Source organism: Vibrio sp. 1151_11, from assembly GCF_029478525.1.
GTDB lineage: Bacteria > Pseudomonadota > Gammaproteobacteria > Enterobacterales > Vibrionaceae > Vibrio > Vibrio anguillarum.
Genome location: NZ_SHMN01000004.1, coordinates 129,376 through 155,082, shown reverse-complemented (window position 1 = coordinate 155,082; position 25,707 = coordinate 129,376). Strand labels below are relative to the sequence as shown.

Below are 25,707 nucleotides of genomic sequence, written 5' to 3'. Positions count from 1 at the left end.
CCTTATCGGCTGATGAGATCACTCCAATGCCGCTAAAATTGAGCAGTGGCTGGCGTTGTCGTCTATATGACCGCAGCACGCATCGTTGATTTTTTTTAGCGCTTGACGAATCGCCGTTAACTCGGCGATTTTTTGATCAATCACCACCAGCTTAGCGCTGGTGATCGATTTCACTTCCGCACAGCTGTGTTCGGTCGCTTCCAGCTTTATTTCCAGTAACTCTTTGATCTCATCCAAACTGAGCCCTAGCTCTTTGGCTTTGAGAATAAAACTCACCTGCTGCTGATTTTTTTGATTATATAAACGATAACCAGACTCACTGCGCCCCGCCGGTTTTATTAGCGCATTTTTTTCATAAAAACGCAGCGTATCGGTTGAAACTTTACAGCGTTTGGCGAGCTCTCCAATTTGAAACATCTCATTCTCCTTTAACGTTTTTATTACGTTTGATACCCAATATCGCCGTTTTTATAAAAAATTTTGCGATGCCAAACGATTGCGCGAGCTTTTTGATGATTGTTTGGTTAGAATGTGCGCCATCAAATTTCCCATTAACTCCATGATTTGAGGAAGACCGAAGCATGAATAACGCTCGTCCTATTCACCGCGCATTGATCAGCGTATCAGACAAAACCGGCATTGTTGAGTTCGCTCAAGCTCTCGCGAAGCGCGGTGTCGATATTCTTTCTACTGGTGGCACCGCTCGCTTATTAGCAGACCAAGGTATTGCTGTTACAGAAGTTTCTGACTACACCGGTTTTCCTGAGATGATGGACGGTCGCGTAAAAACATTGCACCCGAAAGTACACGGTGGCGTGCTGGGCCGCCGCGGTCAAGATGACGACATCATGCAACAACACGGTATTAAGCCGATTGATATGGTAGTCGTCAACCTTTACCCGTTTGCCGAAACCGTTGCTAAAGCAGGTTGTACCCTAGCTGATGCGGTAGAAAATATCGACATTGGTGGGCCAACTATGGTGCGTTCTGCGGCGAAAAACCACAAAGATGTGACTATAGTGGTGAATGCACATGACTACGACCGTGTCATTGCCGAGATGGATGCGAACGACCATTCGCTAACACTCGAAACACGTTTTGACCTTGCGATTGCCGCTTTTGAACACACCGCCGCTTACGATGGCATGATCGCCAACTACTTCGGCACTATGGTTCCGTCTTACGGAGCCTCTTTACTTGATGAAGAAGGAAAGAAGGCTGATGAAGAGAGCAAATTCCCGCGCACCTTCAACCAACAATTCCTGAAAAAACAAGACATGCGTTACGGTGAGAACAGTCACCAAGCGGCCGCTTTCTACATTGAAGCCAACCCAGAGGAAGCGTCAGTCTCTACTGCACGCCAACTCCAAGGTAAAGCGCTCTCTTACAACAACATCGCCGATACCGACGCCGCTCTTGAGTGTGTGAAAGAGTTCGCTGAGCCAGCGTGTGTGATTGTCAAACACGCCAACCCATGCGGCGTTGCCTTGGGCAGCGATATTCTTCAAGCCTACAACCGCGCTTACCAAACCGACCCAACTTCTGCCTTTGGTGGCATCATCGCTTTTAACCGCGAGCTAGACGCACAAACCGCAGCGGCGATTGTTGAGCGCCAGTTTGTTGAAGTGATCATCGCACCAACTGTTTCAGCGGAAGCGATTGAAGTGGTTGCGGCGAAGAAAAACGTGCGCCTGCTTGAGTGCGGTGAGTGGTCAGCGAAAACCACGGGCTTTGACGTGAAACGCGTCAATGGTGGCTTGCTGGTGCAAGATCGCGATCAAGGCATGGTTGGCCTTGATGATCTCAAAATCGTAACCAAGCGCCAGCCGAGTGAAGAAGAGATCAAAGATGCTCTTTTCTGCTGGAAAGTGGCTAAATACGTCAAATCAAACGCGATTGTTTACTCAAAAGGTGACATGACTGTTGGCGTGGGCGCAGGCCAAATGAGCCGCGTTTATTCAGCCAAAATTGCGGGCATTAAAGCGGCCGATGAAGGCTTACAAGTAGAAGGATGTGTAATGGCTTCTGATGCATTCTTCCCGTTCCGTGACGGCATTGATGCCGCAGCGCAAGCGGGCATCAAGTGTGTGATTCAGCCAGGCGGTTCGATGCGTGATGACGAAGTGATTGCCGCCGCCGATGAACACGGTATGGCGATGATCTTTACTGGTATGCGTCACTTCCGTCACTAAAAACCTTACCCCAACCCTAGCCCTCCCCTAGAAGGGGAGGGAATAGAAACCAAGTGACCTTACTTCCCTTTTAGGGGAGGGAGTATAGAACGAAGTGACCTCACCTAACTTTCAGAAAGAGGTATTGTTCTCTAACTTCCTTCCTCTTCAGGAGGAGGGAATAGAACGAGGTGACCTTACCTAACTTTTAGGAAAAGGTATTGCTCTCCAAGTTCCTTCCCTTCAAGGGGAGATATTGTCATCCAAGTTCCTCCGGGGGAGGTTAGGAGGGGGTAAATGGCAACAAACAAACTCTATACGTTAAAGGATACTCATAGATGAACATTCTGATTATAGGTGCTGGCGGTCGCGAGCACGCTCTGGGTTGGAAAGTCGCTCAAAACCCAAATGTTAAAACTGTCTTTGTTGCTCCGGGTAATGCGGGCACAGCGCTTGAGCCTAAACTTGAGAACGTCAACATTGCAGTGGAAGACATTGCTGGTTTGGTCGCTTTTGCTCAAGAAAAACGTATTGAACTGACCATTGTTGGCCCAGAAACACCCTTAGTGCTTGGCGTAGTGGATGCTTTCCGTAAGGCGGATTTACCCATCTTTGGCCCGACTCAAGCGGCAGCGCAGCTCGAAGGCTCTAAAGCGTTCACCAAAGATTTCTTAGCTCGTCATCATATTCCTACTGGGGCTTACGCTAATTTCACAGAAATTGAACCTGCTTTGGCATACGTCCGCCAGCAAGGCGCGCCGATTGTGGTCAAAGCCGATGGCCTTGCCGCTGGCAAAGGGGTCATTGTGGCGATGACACTACAAGAGGCCGAAGACGCGATTCAAGATATGCTCGCAGGCAATGCCTTTGGTCATGCAGGCAGCCGTGTGGTAATTGAAGAGTTCTTAGATGGAGAAGAAGCGAGCTTCATTGTCATGGTCGATGGTGTAAATGTTCTCCCTATGGCCACCAGCCAAGATCATAAACGCGTCGGCGATAAAGACACCGGCCCCAATACTGGCGGCATGGGTGCTTACTCGCCAGCTCCGGTGGTCACGCCAGAGATCCATGAGCGCGTGATGCAAGAGGTGATTTATCCAACGGTGCGCGGTATGGCGGCAGAAGGCAACCCTTACACAGGTTTTCTGTACGCTGGGCTAATGATTGACGCGCAAGGCACACCGAAAGTAATTGAGTACAACTGCCGCTTTGGTGACCCTGAAACTCAACCGATCATGATGCGGATGCAATCGGATTTGGTCGAACTCTGCTTTGCCGCTCTAGAAGGCAAACTCGATCAAGTGGAGTCAAAATGGGACCCACGCGCTTCTATCGGTATTGTTTTGGCCGCTGGCGGTTACCCTGCCGACTACGCGAAAGGGGACGTCATTTCTGGCTTACCAACGCAAGAAGTCGCGGGTGAGAAAATCTTCCACGCAGGCACAAGCAACCAAGCTGGAGAAGTCGTCACCAACGGTGGTCGCGTGTTATGCGCAACCGCACTTGGTAACACAGTTTCACAAGCGCAGCAGCGCGCTTACCAATTAGCCAAACAGGTCAATTGGGATGGCATGTTCTATCGCAGCGATATTGGCTACCGCGCGATAGCTCGTGAACAACAGACCACAAAATAACAACGACAAAGCTAGGTTATGATCCAATAAGGCGCTCATAGAGCGCCTTATTTTTATACTTCATGTTCATACTTGATGTTCATACGACTGTATTGCTTGGTGCTAAACCCACCAGGAAATGACGTGAATCATCATTTCAACAATTGCGGTTTTTCGATACAGCCATGATTCTCATCGGCAAGCATTAATAGCTCTTCGATATAGACACGGTTATTGCGGATTTTACCTAAAAAGGCAATGTAGTTATCCAATGATGCTAAACGACTGACCACAAAACTGGGCAGCGTTTGGTTAAATTCCATCTGCGTGTATTCATGACCCGTGCAGGTTTCAAACACTTCGCCATCCCACACCCCTTGAATCAGTTCTAACCCTTGGTTGTCTTTATTTTTGGTTTCTGAGATCAGGTATTGTGCTTGTTGCAGATAATGGGAAAGCTGCTCTTCATCGAGTGGCAGTATTTTTCCATCGACACGGTATTGTTGATAAATGGCCTCACCAGCGTCATTAAAACGTAAGTGAACCGAATAAGGTACGAGCGATTTTTTTTGTAGCTGCTCACCTTCGCGCTTGAGCTCTCTTAATGTCCCTTCATCCCAGCGATAATTGGTTTTATACCAACCATAATCACCTGATGCGACATAATCGGCGGCGCTGTTTGGAGAGGCTGAACGCTCGATATACCAATAAAAACTGGTGGCATCACCCATGGTTTGCCCACTGGTATAATTGGAATATTGTTCGAGACTAGGCGTATGGCTAGAAGAGGAGCACCCCACTAAGACTAGGGGAAATAGAATGGATAAAAGAATTTTTTTCATGGGAGAAATCTACGCCGAGAGAGTATCTCGGCGTAGTATAAATTATTTCACTGAATCTTTCAGTGCTTTACCGGCTACAAATGCTGGAACGTTAGCTGCTGCGATTTGAATCTCAGCACCTGTTTTAGGGTTACGGCCAGTACGCGCTGCACGGTGGTTTACTTTGAATGTACCAAAACCAATTAGTTGAACTTGGTCACCCTCTTTGAGAGCGCCTTCAACTGCGCCTAAAGTCGCTTCAAGAGCAGCTTTTGCTTGTGCTTTAGATAAGTCTGCTTTTTCAGCGATAAAGTCGATTAATTGGGTCTTGTTCATTAGGTTTCCCTTCTCATGTGTTATCGAATTGACCTCACTCTAAAACATAAAGCCCCCGTCTGGCAAAGGTTTGTCGCTGATCTTTTGTCTCTATGCCGCACTTTTAACCACAATATGAGCAATAACTCACAATTTGTTACTGATTGACAAAGAATATCCGCTTGTTTTTGACGCTGTAAGCCCTTATTTATAGCGTACTTATGCTTGGATACCTGATATTTCAGGTCACTTAAGCGACCTAATATATCAGTGCAATCCTACGCAGGTAGAGCCTCCAATGACCGACATTGGCATGGAGCAAGCTCAACGCAGTATTGATTTGGTATAGATTAAAACTAAGGAACAATCATGTTTTTGCTTACGGTTTATATTGCCGTTGCCATCGGTGTCTCTTTTATCTGTTCGGTTCTTGAAGCTGTGCTACTGAGCATCACACCAAGCTACCTTGCTCAGTTGCGCCAAAATGCTCATCCTTCAGCTGATAAATTAAGCAAGCTCAAAGCGGACATTGACCGTCCCTTGGCATCGATTCTCACGCTCAACACTATTGCTCACACCATCGGTGCCGCCAGCGCAGGCGCACAAGCGGCGGTCGTATTTGGTAGCGAATGGCTCGGCGTATTTTCTGCGGTGCTAACTCTAGGCATTTTGGTGTTGTCGGAAATCGTACCGAAAACCATTGGCGCAACCTATTGGCGTCAACTTGCGCCAGCTTCTGCGGTAGTTTTACGCTGGATGGTGTGGGCACTGACACCTTTTGTCTGGTTTTCAGAGCAGATCACCAAACGCTTAGCGCGTCACCATGAAGCGCCCAAAATGCGTGATGAACTCTCCGCGATGGCCATGCTGGCCAATGAAAGCGGTGAGTTTGCCGATGGCGAATCAAAAATACTCACTAACTTGTTGGCTATCCAACACGTCCCAGTGACTCAAGTGATGACACCGCGCCCGGTTTTGTTTCGTGCCAGCGCGCAACTCACTATCGACGAGTTTCTCGTGCAACATAGAGATACGCCCTTCTCGCGTCCGCTTATTTATGGCGAAAGTAAAGAGGACATCATCGGTTTTGTACATCGCTTAGAGCTATTTAAACTGCAACAAAAGGGCCAAGGCAGTAAACGTTTGGAAGAAGTCATGAGGCCGCTTCATGCGCTGCTCAACAAAATGAGCTTATTAAAGGCGTTTGATCAAATGATGCAAAAACGGCTGCAATTGGCGTTAATCGTTGATGAATACGGCACAGTACAAGGCATTCTGACCTTAGAGGATATTTTTGAATACCTACTCGGTGAAGAGATCATTGATGAAGCAGATAAAACCACCGACATGCAGCAGCTCGCTTACCAGCGCTGGGAACGTTGGAAGAAAACACACGGCGTCATTGAAAACAGGGATGAGGAATAAAAAATAAAGGAAATAGAATGGAATCTAATCCTAAATCGACAAAAATGCGGCGTAGAACATTGCGTACTAACGCTACAGCATCAGAACAAAGTGTGTGGGCAAAGTTACGATGCCAACAACTAGGCACTAAATTTCGCCGTCAGTTTGGTATTGGTCCTTATATCGTGGATTTTTATGCGCCAAGCCATCGGCTGGTGATTGAAATCGATGGTGACTCTCATTTCAGCGAGTCTTCTTATATCTACGACCAAGCAAGAACTGATTATCTAGAGCAATTTGGCATTCGTGTTTTACGGTATACAAACGAGGAAGTACGAATACAACTTGATGATGTTGTTGAGGATATTTGTCGCTACTTAAACACCCCACCCTAACCCTCCCCTCAAAGGGGAGGGAATTTAAAAGCGATCACTGTAATCAGCACCTTTCGGCACCGAAACGAACGCTTTTAGTCCCTCACCCTTTTAGGGGGGAGGTTAGGAGGGGGTGTACAGAATTTAAAAACGATCACTGAAATCAGCACATTTCAGCACCCACAACGAACATGCTTTTAGTCTCCCCCCTTCAAGGGAGACGAGGCCGCTTTTAGCCCCTCTCCTTCTGGAGGGAGGTTAGGTGGATGTACGGAATTTAAAAGCGATCACTGAAATCAGCACATTTCAGCACCCAAAACGAACATGCTTTTAGTCTCTCCCCTTCAAGGTAGACGAGAGCGCTTTTAGTCCCTCCCCCTTCTAGGGGGAGGTTAGGAGGGGGTGTACTACAAACTCACACCAATATTGCTCACGCCTTCGTCGCGTAGCTCTTGGCGTAGGTCTTTAATCAAATCAATATCTCGCTCTACGGCTTCACGAAGAGGACGGAAAATAGCCCACTGTACATCCCATTCGGCGCAGACCGCTTCATTTTGTTTTTGATTGTCGTTGGTGATCTCTTCGCCCGTTTGCGCTTCTTCTAACTGCGCCACTGTCAGCACCGACACCTGACTGATTTTTTGCATGTTTTCATACAGATAATCGCGATCAAGCAGGCCGTGAAGTAGGTGAGACAAAGCCACACACGCATCAATTGCTGGGTACACAGCGTAAACATCAAAATCTTCTGAGCTTGGAATGATCTCTTCCAACTTCTCCAATTGGTTCTCGAAATTGATTTTGGCACTTTTTACCGTGAGCAATTCCCAAACACTGTCGAGAATATCTCGATATACTCGCGTGTGAGCAAATTCAGTATTGTCGCAAAACATGGCATAGTTCGGGTACATACGTTCACACAAACACGCCATAAAAGTAATTTGTTGCCAAGGTTCAAATTTCTCAAGACGAACCTGCAGAGGGTTTTGTAGCATAATCACTCAATCGCAGCAGAAAAAGACAGCGGAAGTGTACTTGATAACCAACAGGGAAAAAAGCAAAGCCGATGAACAATTTCACTCATAAACTCTATATTCTGACCGAACACAACGATATTTATCGACAAGCGATTGAACAGGCGCAGCTGAGCAGCTTAGCCATCACTGACGATCGCAGCGAAGCGACCATTTTGCTGGCCGCGCCGCCACTGGCGGCAAAGTATTTGGACGATTTTCCACAACTGGAATGGTTGCACTCGGAATATGCAGGCGTAGACACCTTAATGTCGCCGCAACTTCGTCAAGATTATGAGCTCACCAACGTTAAAGGCATCTTCGGCCAGCAAATTGCTGAATACGTTCTGGGCAATCTGATTGCACACTTTCGCCACTTTGCTTGTTACGCGCAGCAACAAGCGGCCAAACAGTGGCAGACCCACCCTTATCAATCGATCAATGATAAAACCATGGTGATCCTCGGCACAGGCTCGATTGGCAGCCATTTAGCGAAAGTAGCCAAAGCCTTTGGTTTGCACGTGATTGGCGTCAACCGCACTGGCATTCCAGCTAAAAACGGGGGGTTTGATAAAACCTATCACATTAACGAGCTTGCTACTGCCCTCGCTCACGCGGAGGTTGTGGTCAGTACGTTACCCAACACGCCGCACACCAAAGGCTTGCTCAATCAAAGTACGTTGAGCTATTGCCACAATGCATTGCTGTTTAATGTCGGGCGCGGTAAAAACCTTGTTGAGAGTGATTTGATTGCACTGATTGAAGAGGGTCACATTCAACACGCCTACCTCGATGTATTTGAAAAAGAGCCATTAAGCGAAGATCACCCGTTCTGGACGCACCCTGCCATTAGCCTTACCCCGCACATCGCGGCAGTGAGTTTTCCTGAGCAAGTGGTGGAGATTTTCACCCGTAATTACGGCTTGTGGCGCGACGGGTTCCAACTTGAAAACAGAATTGATTTTGAAAAAGGCTATTAGGTCAAATAGCGGTTAATAATCGGCACTAAGCCTAGGGAAACCTTAACTCAATGTTACTATAGACACGCAAACCACTTGCCATTGCTGTCGAGAATACACTGCCGCATCGAACAGGGGTTAATGCGGTAAAACAGGAACGGTATCGCCTAATGACACAAGGAGCAAATCATGCCTTCAGCCATCACTTCGTGGCTACAATCACTGAACATTAATTTAGAACAACTGCTGCCGATTGCTGAAGCACTTGGGCTTATCGCGCTTATTTCTATCGTTATCCATTTAGTGTTGCACCGAGGGGTGAGCCTATGGCTACAGCGGCGCACAACCAACGCACAAGTTTTACAAAACATTCTGTTTAGCAAAAAGCTTTTCAGCCGCTTTGCCTTGTTAATTCAAGGGATTGTCATTTCAATTCAAACTCAGTTATGGCTTAGCCACGCCAGTGCGACTTACGAACTGCTGCATACATTAACCTTACTGTGGATTATTCTATTTGGCTTATTAAGCAGTTACGCCCTGCTCAATGTGGTGGAAACGCTACTTTATCGCAGCGCAACCAGCCGTAACATTCCGCTCAAAGGCATTATTCAAAGCATCAAAATCATCGCATTTGTTATCGCCGCACTGTTTGCGACGTCGATTTTAATTGGCAAATCACCAGTGCTACTGCTGAGCGGTTTAGGTGCGATGACCGCGGTCATCATGCTGGTATTTAAAGACCCGATTTTAGGATTAGTGGCGGGGATTCAGCTTTCAGCGAACCAAATGCTAAGCGTCGGTGACTGGCTCGAAATGCCCAAATATGGCGCAGACGGTAACGTCATCGACATTAGCCTGACCACAGTCAAAGTGCAAAACTGGGATAAAACCATCACCACTATTCCGACTTATGCCTTGATCTCTGATTCGTTTAAAAACTGGAAAGGGATGCAAGAATCAGGCGGCCGACGCATTAAACGCAGCGTATTAATTGATGCCAATAGCATTCACTTTCTGACGCCAGAAGAGCAAAGCTACCTACGCAAAGCACAACTTTTAGAGCCGTACTTGGCCGAGAAAGAACAAGAGCTCAACGCCTATAATCAGATGAGCCAACTCGATTTAGCCTGCCGCATCAATGGTCGCCGCTTAACCAACATTGGCAGTTTTCGTGCCTATCTAGAACGTTACTTGCGTAACCATCCCCAAATTCACCAAGGCATGACATTAATGGTGCGCCAACTAGCCCCCACGCACGATGGTGTCGCGCTGGAGATCTATTGTTTCACCAATACGGTCGTGTGGGTCGAATATGAAGGTATTCAGTCCGATATTTTTGACCACATTTATGCCGTGCTTCCTGACTTCGGCCTACGCGTTTCGCAAGCGCCAACTGGCAGTGACTTTCAAGCACTCGCAAGGTAAACATGACATTGCCTGAGTTTCCTCCCCCTAATGGGGGAGGTTTAATCGTACAGTGATCGAGAAGGGTTACAGTTTAAAGCGGTTAATTTCTTGTTGAAGCTCTTTAGATAAGCTAGAAAGCAATTCAGCTTGTTGGGAAGCTTCTTGCGCTTCTTTTGCCAGTTCATCAGACACGTCGCGTATACCTTGGGTATTACGCGTAATTTCCTCTGTGACTGACGCCTGTTCTTCTGCGGCGGTTGCAATTTGGGTTGCCATATCGCTGATCGTGCCGACCGCTTCACCAATTTTCACTAAGCTTTGCGCGGCCACGTTGGCATCTTCCACGCTACTTTCGGAAAGCTTGCTACTCTCAGTCATGATGTTCACGGCCTGAGTCGTGGTTTTCTGCAAGGTTTCAATCGTCTGTTGGATTTCTTGCGTCGAACTGTGCGTCCGTTGGCTGAGTACCCGAACTTCATCCGCTACCACCGCGAATCCACGCCCTTGCTCACCCGCCCTTGCCGCTTCAATCGCCGCATTCAGTGCCAATAAGTTGGTTTGCTCAGCAATGCCCTGAATCGCTGACAAGATCGTATTAATGTTTTGTGCGTGCTGGTTCAAGTTCTCAATGACTTCTTTGGCTACCGTCATCTCTTTCGACAACTCACTGATCGACTGTTGAGTATTTTTCACCTGCTCAACGCCGTGGTTAGAAATTTTCACCGTATCCAAAGACGTGGCCGCTGTATTATCTGCATTGCCTGCAATCTCTTGCGTTGCAGCTGCCATTTCATTAATCGCAGTGGCCACCATGTTGATTTCATCTTGTTGCACCATAATGCGTCGGGTACGCTCATGGGCTTGCGCAGCAGTGTTTTCTGCTTGCAGTGTTAACCCTTGCGACACTTCATGGAAACGCTTGATCATGCCGTGCATATTACCGACGAACTGATTAAAGTTATTCGCCAGTGCGCCTACTTCATCTTGATAACGTGGTTCAATGCGCTGCGTAAGGTCAGCATCACCGTCTGCAATTTCCGCCAATGCTTGGGAGACTCGGCCCAAATCACGCAGTAAGAACCCAACCAATGCCGAAAACACGATCACGACCAAAATTGTAATGGCGACTGATATCGAGGTTAACTGCATAAAGAGCGCGCCGATATTGGTGTACTCAACCTCTTTATCGAGCTCAATGCCGAGCACCCAGTCCGTCGAAGGAACGGCGGTAAAGAATAATAATTTTTCGACATCACCAACCATCACGGTTTGTATTTTATTCTCAGTCATTGAGCGGTCGATGACTTGCTGCGTTAGGTTAGGGCTATAAGAAGCTAACGGTTTGAGAATTAAATCTTTATTGCGGTGGGCAATAATTAACCCCGTATCACGGTTGACCAGCATAGCATTTGATTTTGCTCCTGCATCAATCGCAATGACATCTTTAATCAGTTGATCAATCAACACATCGGCACCGATAACGCCCCAAAACTGTCCGTTTTTCTTAATCGGCTCAGCGAGCGTCACCATCAAAGCACCCGTGATCGCATCAGCATAAGCGGCCGTCAGTATCGGGCCAGAGCTATTTTTCGCTTCTTGATACCATCCTCTTGTCCGAGGATCATAGCTTGCGTTATTTGCGCCTCGAGACGGGATAGAACGGTGCATGGTGCCTTGCTCAGTGCCGAAATAGAGTAAATCAAACTGTGCGCCTTGCTGAGCTTGCTGCAAAAAAGGCAGTGAATCTTCCTTCATCGTGTGAGGGATCACCGCGCTAATAACTTTGCTACGAACATCCAGCCACTGGGTAATCGAACTCGTTGCCGATTTCGAGATACCATGCACCCTTTCCTTGATGCCACTCTCCGTTTCATCTTTCAATAAATTTGCCGACAGTAGCGTCAACACCACCGCCATCACAATAACAACAAGCAAACTTGTCATTATCAACTTACCTTTTAACGATAGATTCACAACTCACCCCCATTGGTGAAATAGATTAGTTTTTTTGTAAGCATCGCCAGCAGCACAAACTTTGTACTTACACCATTTTGCACTTACACCATATTGTGGTTAAGCAACACGGAAGCGAAATCGCAAAGCGTTGTAGTGTAGCGGCTAATCAATACAAATTTTTTACACCTATTAAAAGTAAGTTACTGCTATTAACAATGCAATTAACATGACAAAACATTGCGCTCAATCTATCACCTCATAACCTAAACTGCGCAACGTAACCGCAAAAGCTTGCTTTGTTTCGGGTTCTCCATGAATCAAATGAATTTGCTTAGGCTTAGTCGCAATGCCCTCAATAAAGCGCAACAAATCGGCTTGGTCGGCATGGGCAGAATAACCCGACATACTGTGAACCTGTGCATTCACAAGTACGTCATCGCCATCGATCATCACCGAGTGATCGCCTTGCGCTATTGCTCGGCCCAGAGTGCCTTGTGCTTGGAAGCCCGCAAAGATCACATCGGTTCTTTTATCAGGCAACAGCGCTTTTAAATAGGCCATCACTCGGCCACCTTCACACATGCCAGACGCGGCCACCACAATCGCCGCTTCCCCTGTTGAGGCTAAACGGTTGACCAATGCTTGATGGCTTCGATAATCTTGAACGGTAATACACTGTTCAAACGCAAGCGGATGCCTTTGTGCATCCAAACGCTTTTTCGCCTCTTTTCCCCACAATTTTTTAAACTTTCGGTAAGATTTCGTCACCTGTTGCGCCATGGGTGAATCTAAAATAATCGGAATGTTGCCATCAATTTCACCGCTGAAGATCAATTGTTCAATATCAAACAGCAGCTCTTGTGTTCGGCCCACACTGAATGCTGGGATTAAAATGGTGCCACCGTCTTGCAAAGAACGGTTGATGATGACCTTTAAGCGCTGCGCCCGCTGCTGCACATTGTCGTGGGTTTTGTTCGCGTAGGTTGATTCAATCAGCAGATAATCAGCGCGAGGCGGAGAGACTGGGTCCGGCAATAACGGTGTGTTGCTGGGACCTAAATCCCCTGAAAACAGGACAATTTCATTATTTGGCAGTTTCACTTCAATAAACGCTGAGCCTAAAATATGGCCCGCAGGCGTAAAGCGAAAATAAGTATTGTCTAAATCACGAGAAATACGCTGCCACACGCCATAATTCACCGGCTTTATTTGTTTATTCAGCCTTTCTAATATTCTTGTACGCTGTGTTTGCCCTAAGCCAAGTTGAAGCTTTAAACCATCTTCTAACATTAACGGGAGTAATTCCGCGGTAGCGGGTGTGCAATAAATAGGCTGATGAAAACCAGCCGCTAATAACCAAGGTATACGGCCGATGTGATCAATATGCGAGTGAGTTAACAACAACGCCTGCAGATGAGTTAATGGAAAATCAATCGCCATTGGTCGGCTATCACGCCCTTGGAATAAGCCGCAATCAACCAAAATCCCTTTCTTCCCAAGCCTTAGCTCATGACAAGAGCCCGTAACGGTCTCTTTTCCACCGTGGTGAATAATATCCATATTCTTCTCCTGAATTTATGTTTGCTCGCATATTTTTAGGTTAAATAAACAACACAACATGGTTAATGTTTCGACAAAAAATATCACTCACCGTTGCAAAACGCGATGCCATCCTTATAAATTGATTGTATTAATTTCAAAATCATCAATATTAATTAATTTTCAACACCAAATACTCAGATATATATACATAAGAAGAATCGGTATACCGGGGATAATAAATGTAATTGGTATGACATATCAGAAAAATAGTCTATACTGCCCGCCCAAATAGGAATATTCCTACAAAGTAGGTATATCCTTGCAGGAAAGAATAAGAAATCAATGATAATATAATCGCGCTAGGTTATTAAATTAATAAACCAGAAAGACTAAGGCTATGACTGATATTTTTAATGAGTCAACACAACACCGTGAATCCGTTGCTGAACTCTCTGAATTAGGCGATTACAATGGACAAGATCAAACGATTGACAGTTTGGCTAATGAGATAGTGTACATTTATTGTCCAGAAGAAGATGTGGGTAAAATTCACACAGTGCTCTCTCGTCATCCAATTCACTACCAAGTAAACAACTACAACTTAGTCGATTTTAAAAATAAAACACTTTGTCATTTTAAAAGTGCGAATTTGTCTAAACGTCAACAGCTATTTTTAATAGCTGCGACCGAATTTGGTGCATGGGTTGAGCCACTGGTCAGCTATTTTGACCGAAAAGTAGGCTATACAGAAACAGAGCTACTGCACAGCGGTTACTTCTTGCACCAAAAAGCCTTTTCTATTTTATCAAACAAAAGACATAACCGAGAAAAACGTTTTATTGATCTCTTTTTTGTTTTCAGCTTATCGACTGTCGCAATACCCGTTGGGCTAATCACCGCGCTTCTCATTAAGCTAGAATCACCCGGTCCCGTTTTTTTCAAACAACGACGGACAGGACAATACAACAAAGAATTTGAAGTGATTAAGTTTCGCTCAATGCGTAATGATGCAGAAAAAAATGGCGCACAGTGGGCAACAAAAAATGATGCACGTGTGACCAAAGTGGGCAAATTCATTCGTAAAACACGAATTGATGAGCTTCCTCAATTAATCAATGTATTAAAAGGGGAAATGTCGATGGTTGGCCCACGGCCAGAACGTGAAGTATTTATTGATGAGCTTGAAAAGCAAATTCCCTACTACCGTTTTCGTCATGCGGTGAAACCGGGAGTTACAGGGCTTGCTCAAGTGAAGTACCCTTACGGTGCATCAGTAGAAGATGCCGTATGGAAACATAAATATGATGTGTACTATATTAAGCACCAGAACTGGCGCATGGAATTGAAGATTTTGTTGTTGACCGTCAAGACAGTTTTGTTTGGGATGGGAAGGTAATAAAATCACTTAGAATAAAAAAGGTTCCGTAAGGAACCTTTTTTATTTCAAACAAGATTGTTATATCAAAACTTCATTATTAGCAGGCTAATACATCATATCTTTTGAGTGTTGCGAAATACTGTTTGATGACCCATTTCTCATCAAACTTGGCTTCCATAAAACGACGACCAGCCTTACCCATTACTTGTTTCTCTGATTCACTGAGTACTAGAAATTGCTCACAACGCTGCGCTAGTGACAGAGCATTTTTCACTTCACACAGATAGCCAGTTTGACCATCGAGTACTACATCACGACAACCAGGAGCATCAGACACAATCAAAGGTTTTGCCATCGCAGCCGACTCAATCATGGTTCTTGGAATACCTTCACGGTAAGAAGGTAAAACTAAACAATCTGCTTGAGCAATAATGGGGCGCACATCATCTGTGGTGCCTAAATACTCCACTACCCCTTCCTTTTCCCACTGGGCAATTTCCTCACGACCAATCACACTTGGATTCGGCACACCACAATCACCCAGCAATTGAAAAATAGCCTGCGGGTACTGCTGACGAATTTGGCGCGCCGCCTCAACAAATTCGCCAACACCTTTATCATGTAGCATGCGGGCAATCAGCAGGAAGCGGATTTTCTTATCGGGCTGCGGTTTATCACGCGGTACAAAGTGTGTGAGGTTTACGCCTTCACCATGCAGCAACGCCGCTTTATTTGGCTTAATCAAACGATGATCTAAAAATGCGCGCCGATCATCCTCATTTAAAAACCACACCTCTTTCGGGTAGCGGAAAGCAAACTTATAAAGCTGGCGTGCCACATTTGAAACCAAGTTTTGATTAACGAAAGTGTAACCTAAACCGGTAGTAATCGCTAAAGAAGGTATACCCGCTAGCTTAGCAGCTAAAGAGCCGTAAATATTGGGCTTGATTGTATAGTGAACAATGAAATCGGGTTTTATTTCACGGTAATGGCGCAATAAGCGCAACATCAAACCTAAATCGGCAATCGGGTTAACCCCTTTTGCTTGCATGGGTAAATCGAACACTTGACAGCCCATCTCAGCCAGCTTTTCTGAAAACTTATCCTCAGGGGCGATAACATAGAGCTCCACACCACAGCTCAATAACTCTTTAATAAGAGAGTGGCGAAAATTAAATACTGACCATGCAGTATTCGCCACCATAATTAATTTCATAAATTAAATATCCAACTGACAAATAAGAAAAATTAACCCTGATAAATTTCCAGCCACTTATCCGCAACTACAGACAATGAATATCGGCTTTCAACATACTTTCGCGCATTTTCCCCAAGAGTTTTTCGCTCTTGCGGTGAAAGTGCTAAGGCTTGCTCAATAGAATTGGCTAATTTTTCACTATCGCTCGATGGAACTAAATAGCCATAATCGTCCACTACTTCACGAACACCACCACAATCCGTAGCAATAACCACCCGTTCGGTTGCCATCGCTTCGAGCAAAACCATAGGCATACCCTCCCAAGCGGATGACATTACATACAGATCTACGGCTGACATCCAATCCACTACATCGAATCGCAGACCCAAAAGGACAACATATGACTTAAGCTCTAACTGCTCAATTAACGCCTCAATCGATGTAGATAATTCCCCCTTGCCTATAATGGCTAATTTAACATTAGGCTGCCGTTTGACCAGTAGGGCAAACGCACGCAATAAATTGGGGTAATCTTTGGCTTCCGTAAACCGCCCCACCGCTAATAGCAACGTTTGATTAGCATTAAGCCCAAGTTCTTCTCGACAACGCTTACGAGCGACGGGGTTAAATGAAAATTTAACTAAATCAATACCATTATGCAATGCAACAATTCGTTCTGGTTTGGTGGCTTTTTTCGCGACAAAAGCATCGACCGCTTCTTGACTAACATTGGTGGTTAAATCGCACAATTTATCTGTTAAACGATAAGCCAGCATTCTTAATTTTCCACCCTCATTATTACTGTGTGCAGTACAAATCAGACGAGGGATTGGAGAAGTTAAACACAGCAAACGGGAAAAAATATTGGCGTGCACCATATGGCTATGCACCACATCAGGCTGGAATTGACGGAGGATGCTAATAGCTTGCCAATAGGCCTGCACAAAACTAAAAGGGGTTTTGCGCATATCTAGCTCAACCAACTTCACTGCTGAATGTTTGGGCTTATTCACATTTTCCCCTGTTAACGAGAGCAGTAAAATGGTGTGTCCGCGCTCCGCTAATTGTTCAATCAGACTACACACTTGGGTTTCCGCACCGCCCATGCCAAGGCCGGTAACCAAAAACAAAATTTTCATATACCACCACGAAAATAACTAGTAGAACTATTCTTTAAAGCACCATATGTAGAACGCAATAAAAATTCGAGCTTAGTGAGTACTAAACTTGTTAAGTAGCTAATTATCAAAAGAATAATAAAAACAAAGATAGAATTATTAAAATAATAAATAAATTCAGAAAAAAATAATAACAGTAGAATGAATGCGTCAACCAAATGTACATTGATTTATTTCCTAGCTCAGTAAACAACCTAGAAATAGCATTAGGGGAAAACCTGAAAAGTAATAATAGAACAGATATAAAAACAGGAGAAATAATCACAAGAAGGTTTAAATTAAAACTTAAAATTTTTATTGTGAATGCAAAGAAAAAAAATAAAAATATCAGAGCGAGAACACAAATCAAACTTCTACACAATCTCCCACACAAATCATTAATAAAACCAAAATAACCTGATGACGCCAAATAAAACCCAAGTAGAAATACGGATAACCAAAAAATGAAATCGCTAATGCCATTGAGATAAAAATTATCTAACCTGATAAATATCTTAGAAAGAAAGTATAAGAATACAGTTAATAACAACAGAAGCTTTGGTTTGTCTGAAATATAATAAATAGCTGGTAAACATACAAGGCAAAATATATAAAACTTAGCAAACCACCATTCATTGTTATAGCTACTAGAAATGAATGTGGCATTAAGAATAAGTTCAAAAAATGTGAGTGCGAATTTTCCTTCAGAAATAATTATCCCTAGGGGAATAAATACCAATAGAACCAACCAACATGAAATAAAAAACCAACTTATCTTAGATATAAGATAATAAATCCCCCGATTACAAGAAATAAAAAATCCATAGCCAGAAAGAATCATAAAGATCGGAACACAGATTTTTCCGAAATTAGAAAAATCAACTAAGATCATACTAATATCATTATAATTAAAGTTATTAGGCACCCTTTCAGGAAATGAAAAAAGATGATGGAATAGCATCATTGAAATTGCTACTCCTTTAATAAAGTACGTTTCAGATCTAGTAAGCAAAATTTCCTCTATTTAAAAATACGCAATCTTGGAAATAAACAAACAAAAATGAAGAAATAGCATATGAATGGAAAAATTACTGAAAGTGATGACCTTGGAAGAAACATTATCCTAGTAAACAATGCGAATAATAGTACAGTCCAAAACTCTAGGTGACTGCTATTCTGCAAGACAGACAACAGATACCCAAATAAAAACCCAACTATAGCAAATCCTAATATATTCTCTCCACCAAAAACATAAAAATCACTAAACAGAGTCCAATCTAATCCAAAGCCTAGGTTAAATAAGTCAGGATCTAGCTCTCTTGCCATATAATGCTGAAACCCGGTCATATAATATTCAACAGGAAATATCAAAGAGGCTAGCGCACTTGCACCGGGCAATAAGGACTGAAAATAGGCTAAAATTGGATAGCCTGTGAATTTCATTGATACATCGAACACCATCACTGAGATGCCTTGATTGTATAGAAAATCAGCAAGAAAAATAAAAATATTAAATTCAAATTCTTCTTCATTTGACCTAAATGAATACATTTGAATAAAATAGGATACTGACACCATAACTATTAAGCCAAGTGAAAGTAACTTAAAAATATTGACCTTTTTCTGGCCGTTATTACCCTTAATCCATAAATATAAGAGTAATGCAGTGAGAATTGGCCCTCTTGCTCCAACGAGCAAGGATCCTATAACCCCAAAAATAAAAATAGCGGCGAAGATTCTTCTCTTATAACCAAAAGCCATTGCATAACCAAAACATATTCCAAATATAGTTTGAGCCAAACTGCTTAGTGGAAAACTATAACTTTTCGTTTGCCAAAGCTTGGATGATAAGTAGCCTCCAGAAATAGCATCTCGGATTTGGAAGACCGTTTCAATCATGAACAACGGAGCTAAACATAGCGAAAATATAGAGAAATTACGCATCCATTGATGGTTAATCTTTATATCTGGTAACACTTTATTAGAGAGACGAGCTACTTTGTAACCAAGATCAAGAGAAATAACTCCAATAACTAGGTAAGTCATTAATTTTAAGGCACCTAGAGATTCCAAGTTATAATATACAAAGAAGTCCATTTCATACAAATTTATCTTATCATTAAGTAAATATGCAAAAAAACGCCCTCCAATAAACAATGAAAAGGCTATAATAAATAGAGAGTATGTGGAGTTAAGGTATAATCCAGAATAGTAGTTACTCACAACAATAAAAATTAGGATAGCAACGAAAAAATATGGCATGACACCTAATATATCGACATAGCTTACTAAGTAAGAAATCAAAACCAGTGGTATAACTAGTGCGTATACAATAACTTGATAATAATTTAAATACCGAAAGTTAGAAAACTGTCTATTCATGATCTATTAAAACTCTCAATTAGATTAATCCAGCTTCTGCTAATAGTACTTACGTCATACTTTTTTATTTCTCTTATTGTTTTTCTCTCCATTTCAAAACGCAAGCTCTCATTATTCATAAGTTGGATTAATTGACTTGAGTATTCTTCTAGATCATTATTTTGTACTAATAAACCTGTTTCTTGATTGATAATTAACTCATCTGGACCTGTGTCACAATCAAATGAAATTATAGGTAATCCATAGGAAGAAGCTTCTAGAAGAACCATAGGAAAACCTTCGAATCTTGAAGTCATTGTATAAATTGATGCAGATGAATAGTATTTTCCTACTTCTTTAGTGAAAGGCTTAATTTCAGCATTTTTTAACCTTAGCCTATATATCAAATCCTCTAACTTAGACTTATCTTCCCCATCTCCTACAATGTAAAGTTTCCATTCAGATCCAGTTTTCTCAACATTACTCCAAATTTTAAGTAATAAATCAAAACCTTTTTGTTCAGTCAAACGACCAACTGAAACCGCTATTTTCTCACGTTCAACAAAGTTATTATCCATATGAGAAAATGGGGTTGGATTAGGGATAGCAACTATTTTTGCATTACAATTAATAGCACTTTGCCAATAAGCTTTGTCTTTTTTAGTCAATGTAACAACTGCATTGGAACATTTCGCAGCTAAGATTCGAGCAAACTTCCTAGTAGGCATTCTAAAATCAGATTTATAGTTAAAATGCTCCCATGAAATATGTTCAATATCTAAACCAAATTTAGCAGGTATAGAGTAAAGTGAAAGAATCGTGTCGACATCGATTAATATATCTACTTTTTTTTCTTTCAGGAATTTCCGCAAACGCAATGCAACATTAGGTAGGATGAGTTTAAAAGGTTGCTTTTTTTTGAATAGACTCGTGCACTCAATTTTAGAATCCAACGTAAAGTGTGGTGAAGAGGTACCGGATAAGCTAATAAAAGAAACACTATAACCATACTTTACCAGCTCATTTGCAATCATAGTACTCACACGTTCCGTACCACCAGACCAACTAATATTTCCACAGAAAAAACATATTTTAGTCATTTTTTTTACTTAGTAAATTTAATAAAAGTGCAGGTAACAAAAAAATTATTATCATTTTCTTAGAGAACTCTACAGAATTCAAATTTAATATTCTTACCACTTGGTTTAGTCTAATAATGGTTTTTAAAAATTTAATTGGATTCCTTATCCATTTTCTTAATGGCATACTTTCTAAGAGTTTTTTCCTCGCTAAAAAGTGTCCCATGGTATGATCAGATAATGGTGATTTACTAAGACGATTTTCTAGATTATTTGTATAAAATACACCTACTACTTTTGGTGTATAGATGAATTTATAATTTAATGAAAGGTGGCTATAAAGCCAAATTTCAGGTACAAATTTTACACTATTACTTACTGGATACTTATTTTCCTTTAAAATTCCAGTTTTAAATAGATCTATTCTCTCACCTGACTTACCAGAACAAAACTCATCAAACCAAGATGCAACTGTAACCCTATCAATCAAAAATATACTATCGGGAAGATATGTGTTTGAGTTTACAGAAATTGCCCTTATTCCAGCAATATTTTCTTCATTGTTGAGCGTAGTAAATAATTCTTGTATCTTTGTTAAGGCATTTTTATTCAAAGCATCATCTGAATCAACACCTATGAAAAGATCATATTTGGCCAAATCTACAGCTTTGTTCCATGCAGCTTGTTTACCACTGTTTTCTTGGAAGTAGTATCCTATATCCAACTTATTTTCTTCAATAATTTTTTCGATGACATCTTTAGTATTATCAGTGGAACCGTCATCAATAATTATCCATTCAAGTATTTCATAGCTTTGAGAAACAATTGAATTATAGCAACGAAGAAGTTCATTTGCTCGGTTATATGTTGGTGTAAATAGAGTAATACCTTGCATTAAATAGACTCCGTTTTAACTCTTTTTATTAAACGCCTAAACAATAAACCTAACGAACAATAATAAAATAGTGCATTTCTATTACCTGAATCAATAATTATTTTCAGCAGTATGCTTTTATTAACTCTTTTATATGAATCGATAGCCATTTTCGAGTTTTGATGATAGATCCTGGCACATTTTGATACATGTGATAGATATAAATTCGCTAGTACAATACTCCAGTATTTACAAGGTTTCTTATAAAACTCTACTAGATACCTATCAATGCAATATTCATTATCATCTAAATCAGATATTTTTAAATTATTAGTTATACTATCTATATTTTTTCTATAAAAAACTATTTCAAGATTTGTTTTTTTTATTTTATTGGCTGAATTTATTAATTTTGGAAGAATCAATTGATCTTCAAATCTTCTTCCTTCAATAAATTTATTTTCTCTATAAAACTTTGATTTAAAGATGAACCGCCACAGATACCAATGTGACAATGTTGCAATGTCAATTTTAATATTTTCACCACTACTTTTGGTGTCTTCTTGCTTAATTGGCTCAATCTGATGTTCTGAATAAAAATTATAGTAATCAAATACAAGACAGTCATGATCTTCAGAACTACAAATGATTTCCTTTATTTTTTCATACACACCATTACACCAAATATCATCTGAGTCTAGAAATGTTATATATTCAGCGGTTGCTCGTTCGATACCTACATTTCTAGCGCTAGCGACACCACCATTATGTTTGTCTATAATTATGAAGTCATATAAACTACCAAATGATGTTATTATATCTCTAGAAGTATCTATGGAACCGTCATTAATAATGATTACCTCAAGACCATTATCAGATTGGTTAAAAACTGACTGCAGGCATTCCTTTAAATATTTTTCAGCATTATAAACAGGAATAATAAGGCTTAGGAGTTTTTGATCACTATTCATTTAATACAGATCCGTTTTTAATAATCGTGGTAGAATACCATTTTTCCTAACGATATATATCAGGCACAACAAAGTGAAAAATTCAATCATCAATATTGAAATTGAAGCACCAACCGCCCCATAGTAATATGAAAGTAATGTACATAATGGAATATGTATCAAAGAAAAAATTACAGGTAATGCTACGTATTCCTTTCTATGACCTAGCGGTAATAATAGATAATTACCTAAAACAGTTGAAGTTAAAACTAGGAAAAAAAGAGGTGCAAAAATACGGAAGACATCTGAAACCGCATTAAATTCATTACCATATATTAAAATAGCGATCTCTTCTGAAAATATATAAAGAGTGATTCCAATAATTATAGTGGCTGGAGTTTGAATTATTATTATTTTTCTAATTAATGTATATGCTTGTTCTGGTGAGTTTTTTAGAAGACTATTAATTCTTGGATAAAATGCATTTCCTAATATCAGGAACACCCCTAATATCGCTGCTTTAATTCTATCACCAGCTGTAAAAACACTAACTTGATCAATATTATTAGTAACGCTAATAATAATTGATGAACTGGCGGTATATAAATTAATTGTTAATGTAGCAATAAATATACTTGAGCCTTCATTGAGCGTTTTTTTAATCGACTTTAAATCAGTCCTTATCCACACGAGCATTTTTGAGCGATAAATTATTACAATTGCAATAATGCCTGCTGTAAAATTTATTGATGATTGGATAAGTATAGCAGCTCCAACATCATCTTCTGAACTTACTAGTAAAAAGAACAAAGGTAGAGTAATAAATTTTGCCAGAACTGTAAATATAGTAACTTTCGATAATTCCTCTATTCCTTGAAAATACCATAATGGCATAATAACCGAGCCCAAAATCATCAATGAAGTATAGACTAGTTCATTTTCAAAATTTTCTGATGGGAAAAAATAAGCCATTAATAATAGTGAGCAAAGTGACACAATGCATAATATGAATTTTGAAATAATCGTATCCCAAAACACTTTGGAAATATAATTTTTATTATTTTGATTTTCTGCTATTTTTTTTGTTGCAGTTAAATTAAAACCAAAATCTGTAAACAAAACAAAATACTGAGCCACCGCTACCACTAAGCCAAAAATTCCAAAACCTTCAACACCTAACGTTCGCGTTAGGTAAGGCAGAGTCAATAATGGTATTACGTAATTACTACCTTGAAGAACAAAAAGTGATATTACATTTTTTTTTAAACTGGCCAAGAATCGCTCACTTATAATTAATTTCTAAATTTAATAATTTTAGAAATTTGAATATGCTTTTTCGAAAAAAATTTCTTTTCTTTATAATAGTTTTTTTAGCATCAATGACACATACGTTACCCCAACTAGAAAATGTATGTACGCCAGTTAAGTCATGCCGTGTTGGTGTAATAATATTCACCAGATTTTCACTATAAGTAGTAGGTGTTATTTCAGATATTTTCAGAATATGGATTTTAGAACCATAGCCATTTATACAATTCTGTGCTACGCGAAATAAACCAAGTGCACAATCAATAATACCACCAGCATTTCTTCCGTCTTCAATACTATCAGCCACTGGCGAGTGAGGATGTTCTACATATTTATCTAAAAGCTCTGATGAATAAAACAATCGTTGTTTATATGGCTCACTTGCTGTAGAAGTAAACAGGTAATACATACCGTCTATCTGTTTTATACAGGAGTCTATATAACCATCACCTTGCATAAGAGTGCTAAACTTTACAAACTTTCCTTTAATTTCATTATATTTATATAGAGATATTTCGTTTAGGTCTGATGTTTCAGGGATACAATACAAGTTACCGTTTTCTTCGAATATAAATGGAAATGATTTATGACCTTTTACTTCATTTAGATCAGAAAACATTTCGTCATGTGATTCTCCTTTTAAAGTGACACATTTTATCTTTCCATTTCCATGTAAGTAATCGAAAATCTCATAAGCTATGAATTTTTGATTGTTACATTCAAAAATAAATGGATCGGCTTCATAATCCTTGCTCGTCATATTTAGCCATTTGATGTCACTATCTGATATGTTTTTTTCAATAACTTCACTTAAATCAAGGTTAACGATACCAATTCGCCAGACATCTTGCTCAAAGAACTTTCTATAAATTTTATTGATCATACTTAGTTATCACAGGCTGCAAAGGTAACTGCTGAAGGATCAATAATCGGATTTTCATTATCGTAATCCGTAAAGAAAAAACGAACTTCTGTACCAATATTTTTAGATATAAAGTGTTTTTTAATTTCTTGGAATTTTTCTGTTTGTGGAAATGAATAAATTCTAGGTATAATTGATGATTTATACACCTTATCTTCATACCCCTCTTCAACTAGGTAGTGAACAACTCGATCGATTACCTTCTTAAATTTGTAAGAAACAATGACCCCTCTTAAACAACCATCAATTAGAATTGCCTTGATTGTGTATTTTTTAACCGGATTTAACATAAATTTCCAATACAGAAATTCACAGTCAGTCCAAACAATAGATTGGTTATTTTTGATTAATATTTTCTCTATTTTTTCAGAAAAAGAAAACAGCATCTCTTTATTTTTGATTTCTATACATTTTCGGTCGAATAGATTAAAGTCAAATTTTGATAAAAATGACCTATACTCTGGGTAAAAACTCATTTTGGTTCTTTTCCAACCAGGAGTAGAAACGTCATTGGGATGTCCAATAATAAATGATTCTTTAGATTTTATATGTTCAGTGGCATACCGAATCATCTTCACAAAAAGATTTTTATCTCTATGATTTGGATGCGTCAAAACATCTGCTGCAAAATATCCTAACCTTTTGTTGCCATTTTTGGTCACGAATATCGGCACTAAAATCATATTCGCAACAATTTCATTTTCCAATGTTATTGTAACGCATTTGCCATGGCCAACCGGATTAGAGAGTAAAAACCAATTCAGATATCCCTCATTAAATAGACGGTTATCTTCTGAATAGTAACATTTATAAAAATCCATTAGAGAAATAATTAATACATCATTGGCATCCATTAGTGTCACTCTGAGATTTATCAATTTTATTCCTTTTTTATAAAAACTATA

23 protein-coding genes are annotated in these 25,707 nt (G+C 40.7%); 8 read left to right on the top strand and 15 right to left on the bottom strand.

Features of this window, described 5'->3' with window-relative positions; translation table 11 throughout:
* Positions 1–18 precede the first annotated feature (18 nt).
* Entirely contained in the window at positions 19–417 is a 399-nt protein-coding gene (gene zntR / locus EXZ60_RS05040; protein WP_017046798.1) for a Zn(2+)-responsive transcriptional regulator, read from the bottom strand.
* A gap of 164 nt (positions 418–581) precedes the next feature.
* Here zntR and purH point away from each other — a divergent pair, with 164 nt between their 5' ends.
* Positions 582–2,192 (top strand): bifunctional phosphoribosylaminoimidazolecarboxamide formyltransferase/IMP cyclohydrolase, encoded by a 1,611-nt coding sequence (gene purH / locus EXZ60_RS05035; RefSeq protein ID WP_277435411.1) that lies wholly within the window; start codon positions 582–584, stop codon positions 2,190–2,192.
* A 317-nt stretch (positions 2,193–2,509) separates the two neighbouring features.
* Complete coding sequence (gene purD, locus EXZ60_RS05030) at positions 2,510–3,805, top strand: phosphoribosylamine--glycine ligase (RefSeq protein WP_194565849.1); 1,296 nt, start codon at positions 2,510–2,512, stop codon at positions 3,803–3,805.
* A gap of 131 nt (positions 3,806–3,936) precedes the next feature.
* Here the strand turns inward: purD and EXZ60_RS05025 are convergent, their stop codons facing one another.
* Together EXZ60_RS05025 and hupA are read right to left on the bottom strand one after the other, a co-directional pair.
* Complete coding sequence (locus tag EXZ60_RS05025; protein WP_277435410.1) at positions 3,937–4,626, bottom strand: DUF1481 domain-containing protein; 690 nt, start codon at positions 4,624–4,626, stop codon at positions 3,937–3,939.
* A 42-nt stretch (positions 4,627–4,668) separates the two neighbouring features.
* Positions 4,669–4,941 carry a nucleoid-associated protein HU-alpha gene (gene hupA, locus EXZ60_RS05020; RefSeq protein ID WP_010320328.1) on the bottom strand — a complete coding sequence of 91 codons (273 nt, stop codon included), beginning with the start codon at positions 4,939–4,941 and terminating at the stop codon, positions 4,669–4,671.
* A gap of 348 nt (positions 4,942–5,289) precedes the next feature.
* Between hupA and EXZ60_RS05015 the strand changes: the two genes are divergently transcribed.
* Together EXZ60_RS05015 and EXZ60_RS05010 are read left to right on the top strand one after the other, a co-directional pair.
* Positions 5,290–6,345, top strand: coding sequence for a hemolysin family protein (locus tag EXZ60_RS05015; RefSeq protein ID WP_017046803.1), 1,056 nt, complete (start codon positions 5,290–5,292; stop codon positions 6,343–6,345).
* A 17-nt stretch (positions 6,346–6,362) separates the two neighbouring features.
* A complete protein-coding gene (locus EXZ60_RS05010) occupies positions 6,363–6,719 on the top strand; it encodes an endonuclease domain-containing protein (protein ID WP_017042616.1) in 357 nt (118 codons plus the stop codon).
* Positions 6,720–7,105: 386 nt separating this feature from the next.
* Here EXZ60_RS05010 and EXZ60_RS05005 read toward each other — a convergent pair whose 3' ends face one another.
* Positions 7,106–7,693 (bottom strand): DUF416 family protein, encoded by a 588-nt coding sequence (locus tag EXZ60_RS05005; protein WP_026028258.1) that lies wholly within the window; start codon positions 7,691–7,693, stop codon positions 7,106–7,108.
* 71 nt (positions 7,694–7,764) lie between these two features.
* On the opposite strand from EXZ60_RS05005, the gene EXZ60_RS05000 reads away from it, so the two are divergent.
* Both EXZ60_RS05000 and EXZ60_RS04995 read left to right on the top strand, forming a co-directional pair.
* Entirely contained in the window at positions 7,765–8,691 is a 927-nt protein-coding gene (locus EXZ60_RS05000; protein ID WP_277435409.1) for a D-2-hydroxyacid dehydrogenase, read from the top strand.
* 168 nt (positions 8,692–8,859) lie between these two features.
* Positions 8,860–10,095, top strand: a complete 1,236-nt coding sequence (locus EXZ60_RS04995) for a mechanosensitive ion channel family protein (protein ID WP_013855795.1) — start codon at positions 8,860–8,862, stop codon at positions 10,093–10,095.
* Positions 10,096–10,161: 66 nt separating this feature from the next.
* Here EXZ60_RS04995 and EXZ60_RS04990 read toward each other — a convergent pair whose 3' ends face one another.
* Both EXZ60_RS04990 and EXZ60_RS04985 read right to left on the bottom strand, forming a co-directional pair.
* The gene (locus EXZ60_RS04990; protein WP_258428280.1) at positions 10,162–12,051 is read right to left on the bottom strand and encodes a methyl-accepting chemotaxis protein; all 1,890 of its coding nucleotides are present in this window, start codon (positions 12,049–12,051) and stop codon (positions 10,162–10,164) included.
* A gap of 225 nt (positions 12,052–12,276) precedes the next feature.
* Positions 12,277–13,593 (bottom strand): MBL fold metallo-hydrolase, encoded by a 1,317-nt coding sequence (locus tag EXZ60_RS04985; RefSeq protein ID WP_277435408.1) that lies wholly within the window; start codon positions 13,591–13,593, stop codon positions 12,277–12,279.
* Positions 13,594–13,972: 379 nt separating this feature from the next.
* Between EXZ60_RS04985 and EXZ60_RS04980 the strand changes: the two genes are divergently transcribed.
* The gene (locus EXZ60_RS04980) at positions 13,973–14,971 is read left to right on the top strand and encodes a sugar transferase (protein ID WP_277435407.1); all 999 of its coding nucleotides are present in this window, start codon (positions 13,973–13,975) and stop codon (positions 14,969–14,971) included.
* Between the two features lie 79 nt (positions 14,972–15,050).
* Here EXZ60_RS04980 and EXZ60_RS04975 read toward each other — a convergent pair whose 3' ends face one another.
* Both EXZ60_RS04975 and EXZ60_RS04970 read right to left on the bottom strand, forming a co-directional pair.
* Positions 15,051–16,169, bottom strand: a complete 1,119-nt coding sequence (locus EXZ60_RS04975; RefSeq protein ID WP_277435406.1) for a glycosyltransferase family 4 protein — start codon at positions 16,167–16,169, stop codon at positions 15,051–15,053.
* Positions 16,170–16,201: 32 nt separating this feature from the next.
* The gene (locus tag EXZ60_RS04970; protein ID WP_277435405.1) at positions 16,202–17,290 is read right to left on the bottom strand and encodes a glycosyltransferase; all 1,089 of its coding nucleotides are present in this window, start codon (positions 17,288–17,290) and stop codon (positions 16,202–16,204) included.
* A gap of 197 nt (positions 17,291–17,487) precedes the next feature.
* On the opposite strand from EXZ60_RS04970, the gene EXZ60_RS04965 reads away from it, so the two are divergent.
* Positions 17,488–17,724, top strand: a complete 237-nt coding sequence (locus tag EXZ60_RS04965; RefSeq protein WP_277435404.1) for a hypothetical protein — start codon at positions 17,488–17,490, stop codon at positions 17,722–17,724.
* Positions 17,725–18,328: 604 nt separating this feature from the next.
* Here the strand turns inward: EXZ60_RS04965 and wzy are convergent.
* The 7 genes from wzy to EXZ60_RS04930 are packed head-to-tail and all read right to left on the bottom strand — an operon-like array spanning position 18,329 to position 25,656.
* The gene (gene wzy / locus EXZ60_RS04960; RefSeq protein ID WP_277435403.1) at positions 18,329–19,690 is read right to left on the bottom strand and encodes an O-antigen polysaccharide polymerase Wzy; all 1,362 of its coding nucleotides are present in this window, start codon (positions 19,688–19,690) and stop codon (positions 18,329–18,331) included.
* Positions 19,687–20,769, bottom strand: a complete 1,083-nt coding sequence (locus EXZ60_RS04955) for a glycosyltransferase family 4 protein (RefSeq protein ID WP_277435402.1) — start codon at positions 20,767–20,769, stop codon at positions 19,687–19,689. Before EXZ60_RS04955 ends, wzy begins: the two co-directional genes overlap by 4 nt.
* A complete protein-coding gene (locus tag EXZ60_RS04950) occupies positions 20,762–21,643 on the bottom strand; it encodes a glycosyltransferase family 2 protein (RefSeq protein WP_277435401.1) in 882 nt (293 codons plus the stop codon). Before EXZ60_RS04950 ends, EXZ60_RS04955 begins: the two co-directional genes overlap by 8 nt.
* A complete protein-coding gene (locus EXZ60_RS04945) occupies positions 21,643–22,593 on the bottom strand; it encodes a glycosyltransferase (RefSeq protein WP_277435400.1) in 951 nt (316 codons plus the stop codon). Before EXZ60_RS04945 ends, EXZ60_RS04950 begins: the two co-directional genes overlap by 1 nt.
* Positions 22,594–23,847 (bottom strand): flippase, encoded by a 1,254-nt coding sequence (locus EXZ60_RS04940; RefSeq protein ID WP_277435399.1) that lies wholly within the window; start codon positions 23,845–23,847, stop codon positions 22,594–22,596.
* Positions 23,848–23,854: 7 nt separating this feature from the next.
* Complete coding sequence (locus EXZ60_RS04935; protein ID WP_277435398.1) at positions 23,855–24,763, bottom strand: hypothetical protein; 909 nt, start codon at positions 24,761–24,763, stop codon at positions 23,855–23,857.
* Positions 24,764–24,765: 2 nt separating this feature from the next.
* The gene (locus EXZ60_RS04930; RefSeq protein WP_277435397.1) at positions 24,766–25,656 is read right to left on the bottom strand and encodes a GNAT family N-acetyltransferase; all 891 of its coding nucleotides are present in this window, start codon (positions 25,654–25,656) and stop codon (positions 24,766–24,768) included.
* Between the last annotated feature and the right edge of the window lie 51 nt (positions 25,657–25,707).

Bases quoted from the DNA above. Each gene is read 5' to 3' on its own strand.
- EXZ60_RS04950 (WP_277435401.1), bottom strand. From the start codon at position 21,643: ATGCAAGGTATTACTCTATTTACACCAACATATAACCGAGCAAATGAA.
- EXZ60_RS04930 (WP_277435397.1), bottom strand. From the start codon at position 25,656: ATGGATGCCAATGATGTATTAATTATTTCTCTAATGGATTTTTATAAA.
- EXZ60_RS04965 (WP_277435404.1), top strand. From the start codon at position 17,488: ATGTACATTGATTTATTTCCTAGCTCAGTAAACAACCTAGAAATAGCA.
- EXZ60_RS05000 (WP_277435409.1), top strand. From the start codon at position 7,765: ATGAACAATTTCACTCATAAACTCTATATTCTGACCGAACACAACGAT.
- EXZ60_RS04985 (WP_277435408.1), bottom strand. From the start codon at position 13,593: ATGGATATTATTCACCACGGTGGAAAAGAGACCGTTACGGGCTCTTGT.
- EXZ60_RS04955 (WP_277435402.1), bottom strand. From the start codon at position 20,769: ATGACTAAAATATGTTTTTTCTGTGGAAATATTAGTTGGTCTGGTGGT.
- EXZ60_RS04975 (WP_277435406.1), bottom strand. From the start codon at position 16,169: ATGAAATTAATTATGGTGGCGAATACTGCATGGTCAGTATTTAATTTT.
- EXZ60_RS05015 (WP_017046803.1), top strand. From the start codon at position 5,290: ATGTTTTTGCTTACGGTTTATATTGCCGTTGCCATCGGTGTCTCTTTT.
- purH (WP_277435411.1), top strand. From the start codon at position 582: ATGAATAACGCTCGTCCTATTCACCGCGCATTGATCAGCGTATCAGAC.
- wzy (WP_277435403.1), bottom strand. From the start codon at position 19,690: ATGAATAGACAGTTTTCTAACTTTCGGTATTTAAATTATTATCAAGTT.
- zntR (WP_017046798.1), bottom strand. From the start codon at position 417: ATGTTTCAAATTGGAGAGCTCGCCAAACGCTGTAAAGTTTCAACCGAT.
- hupA (WP_010320328.1), bottom strand. From the start codon at position 4,941: ATGAACAAGACCCAATTAATCGACTTTATCGCTGAAAAAGCAGACTTA.
- EXZ60_RS05025 (WP_277435410.1), bottom strand. From the start codon at position 4,626: ATGAAAAAAATTCTTTTATCCATTCTATTTCCCCTAGTCTTAGTGGGG.
- purD (WP_194565849.1), top strand. From the start codon at position 2,510: ATGAACATTCTGATTATAGGTGCTGGCGGTCGCGAGCACGCTCTGGGT.
- EXZ60_RS04945 (WP_277435400.1), bottom strand. From the start codon at position 22,593: ATGAATAGTGATCAAAAACTCCTAAGCCTTATTATTCCTGTTTATAAT.
- EXZ60_RS05010 (WP_017042616.1), top strand. From the start codon at position 6,363: ATGGAATCTAATCCTAAATCGACAAAAATGCGGCGTAGAACATTGCGT.
- EXZ60_RS04935 (WP_277435398.1), bottom strand. From the start codon at position 24,763: ATGATCAATAAAATTTATAGAAAGTTCTTTGAGCAAGATGTCTGGCGA.
- EXZ60_RS04970 (WP_277435405.1), bottom strand. From the start codon at position 17,290: ATGAAAATTTTGTTTTTGGTTACCGGCCTTGGCATGGGCGGTGCGGAA.
- EXZ60_RS04995 (WP_013855795.1), top strand. From the start codon at position 8,860: ATGCCTTCAGCCATCACTTCGTGGCTACAATCACTGAACATTAATTTA.
- EXZ60_RS04980 (WP_277435407.1), top strand. From the start codon at position 13,973: ATGACTGATATTTTTAATGAGTCAACACAACACCGTGAATCCGTTGCT.
- EXZ60_RS05005 (WP_026028258.1), bottom strand. From the start codon at position 7,693: ATGCTACAAAACCCTCTGCAGGTTCGTCTTGAGAAATTTGAACCTTGG.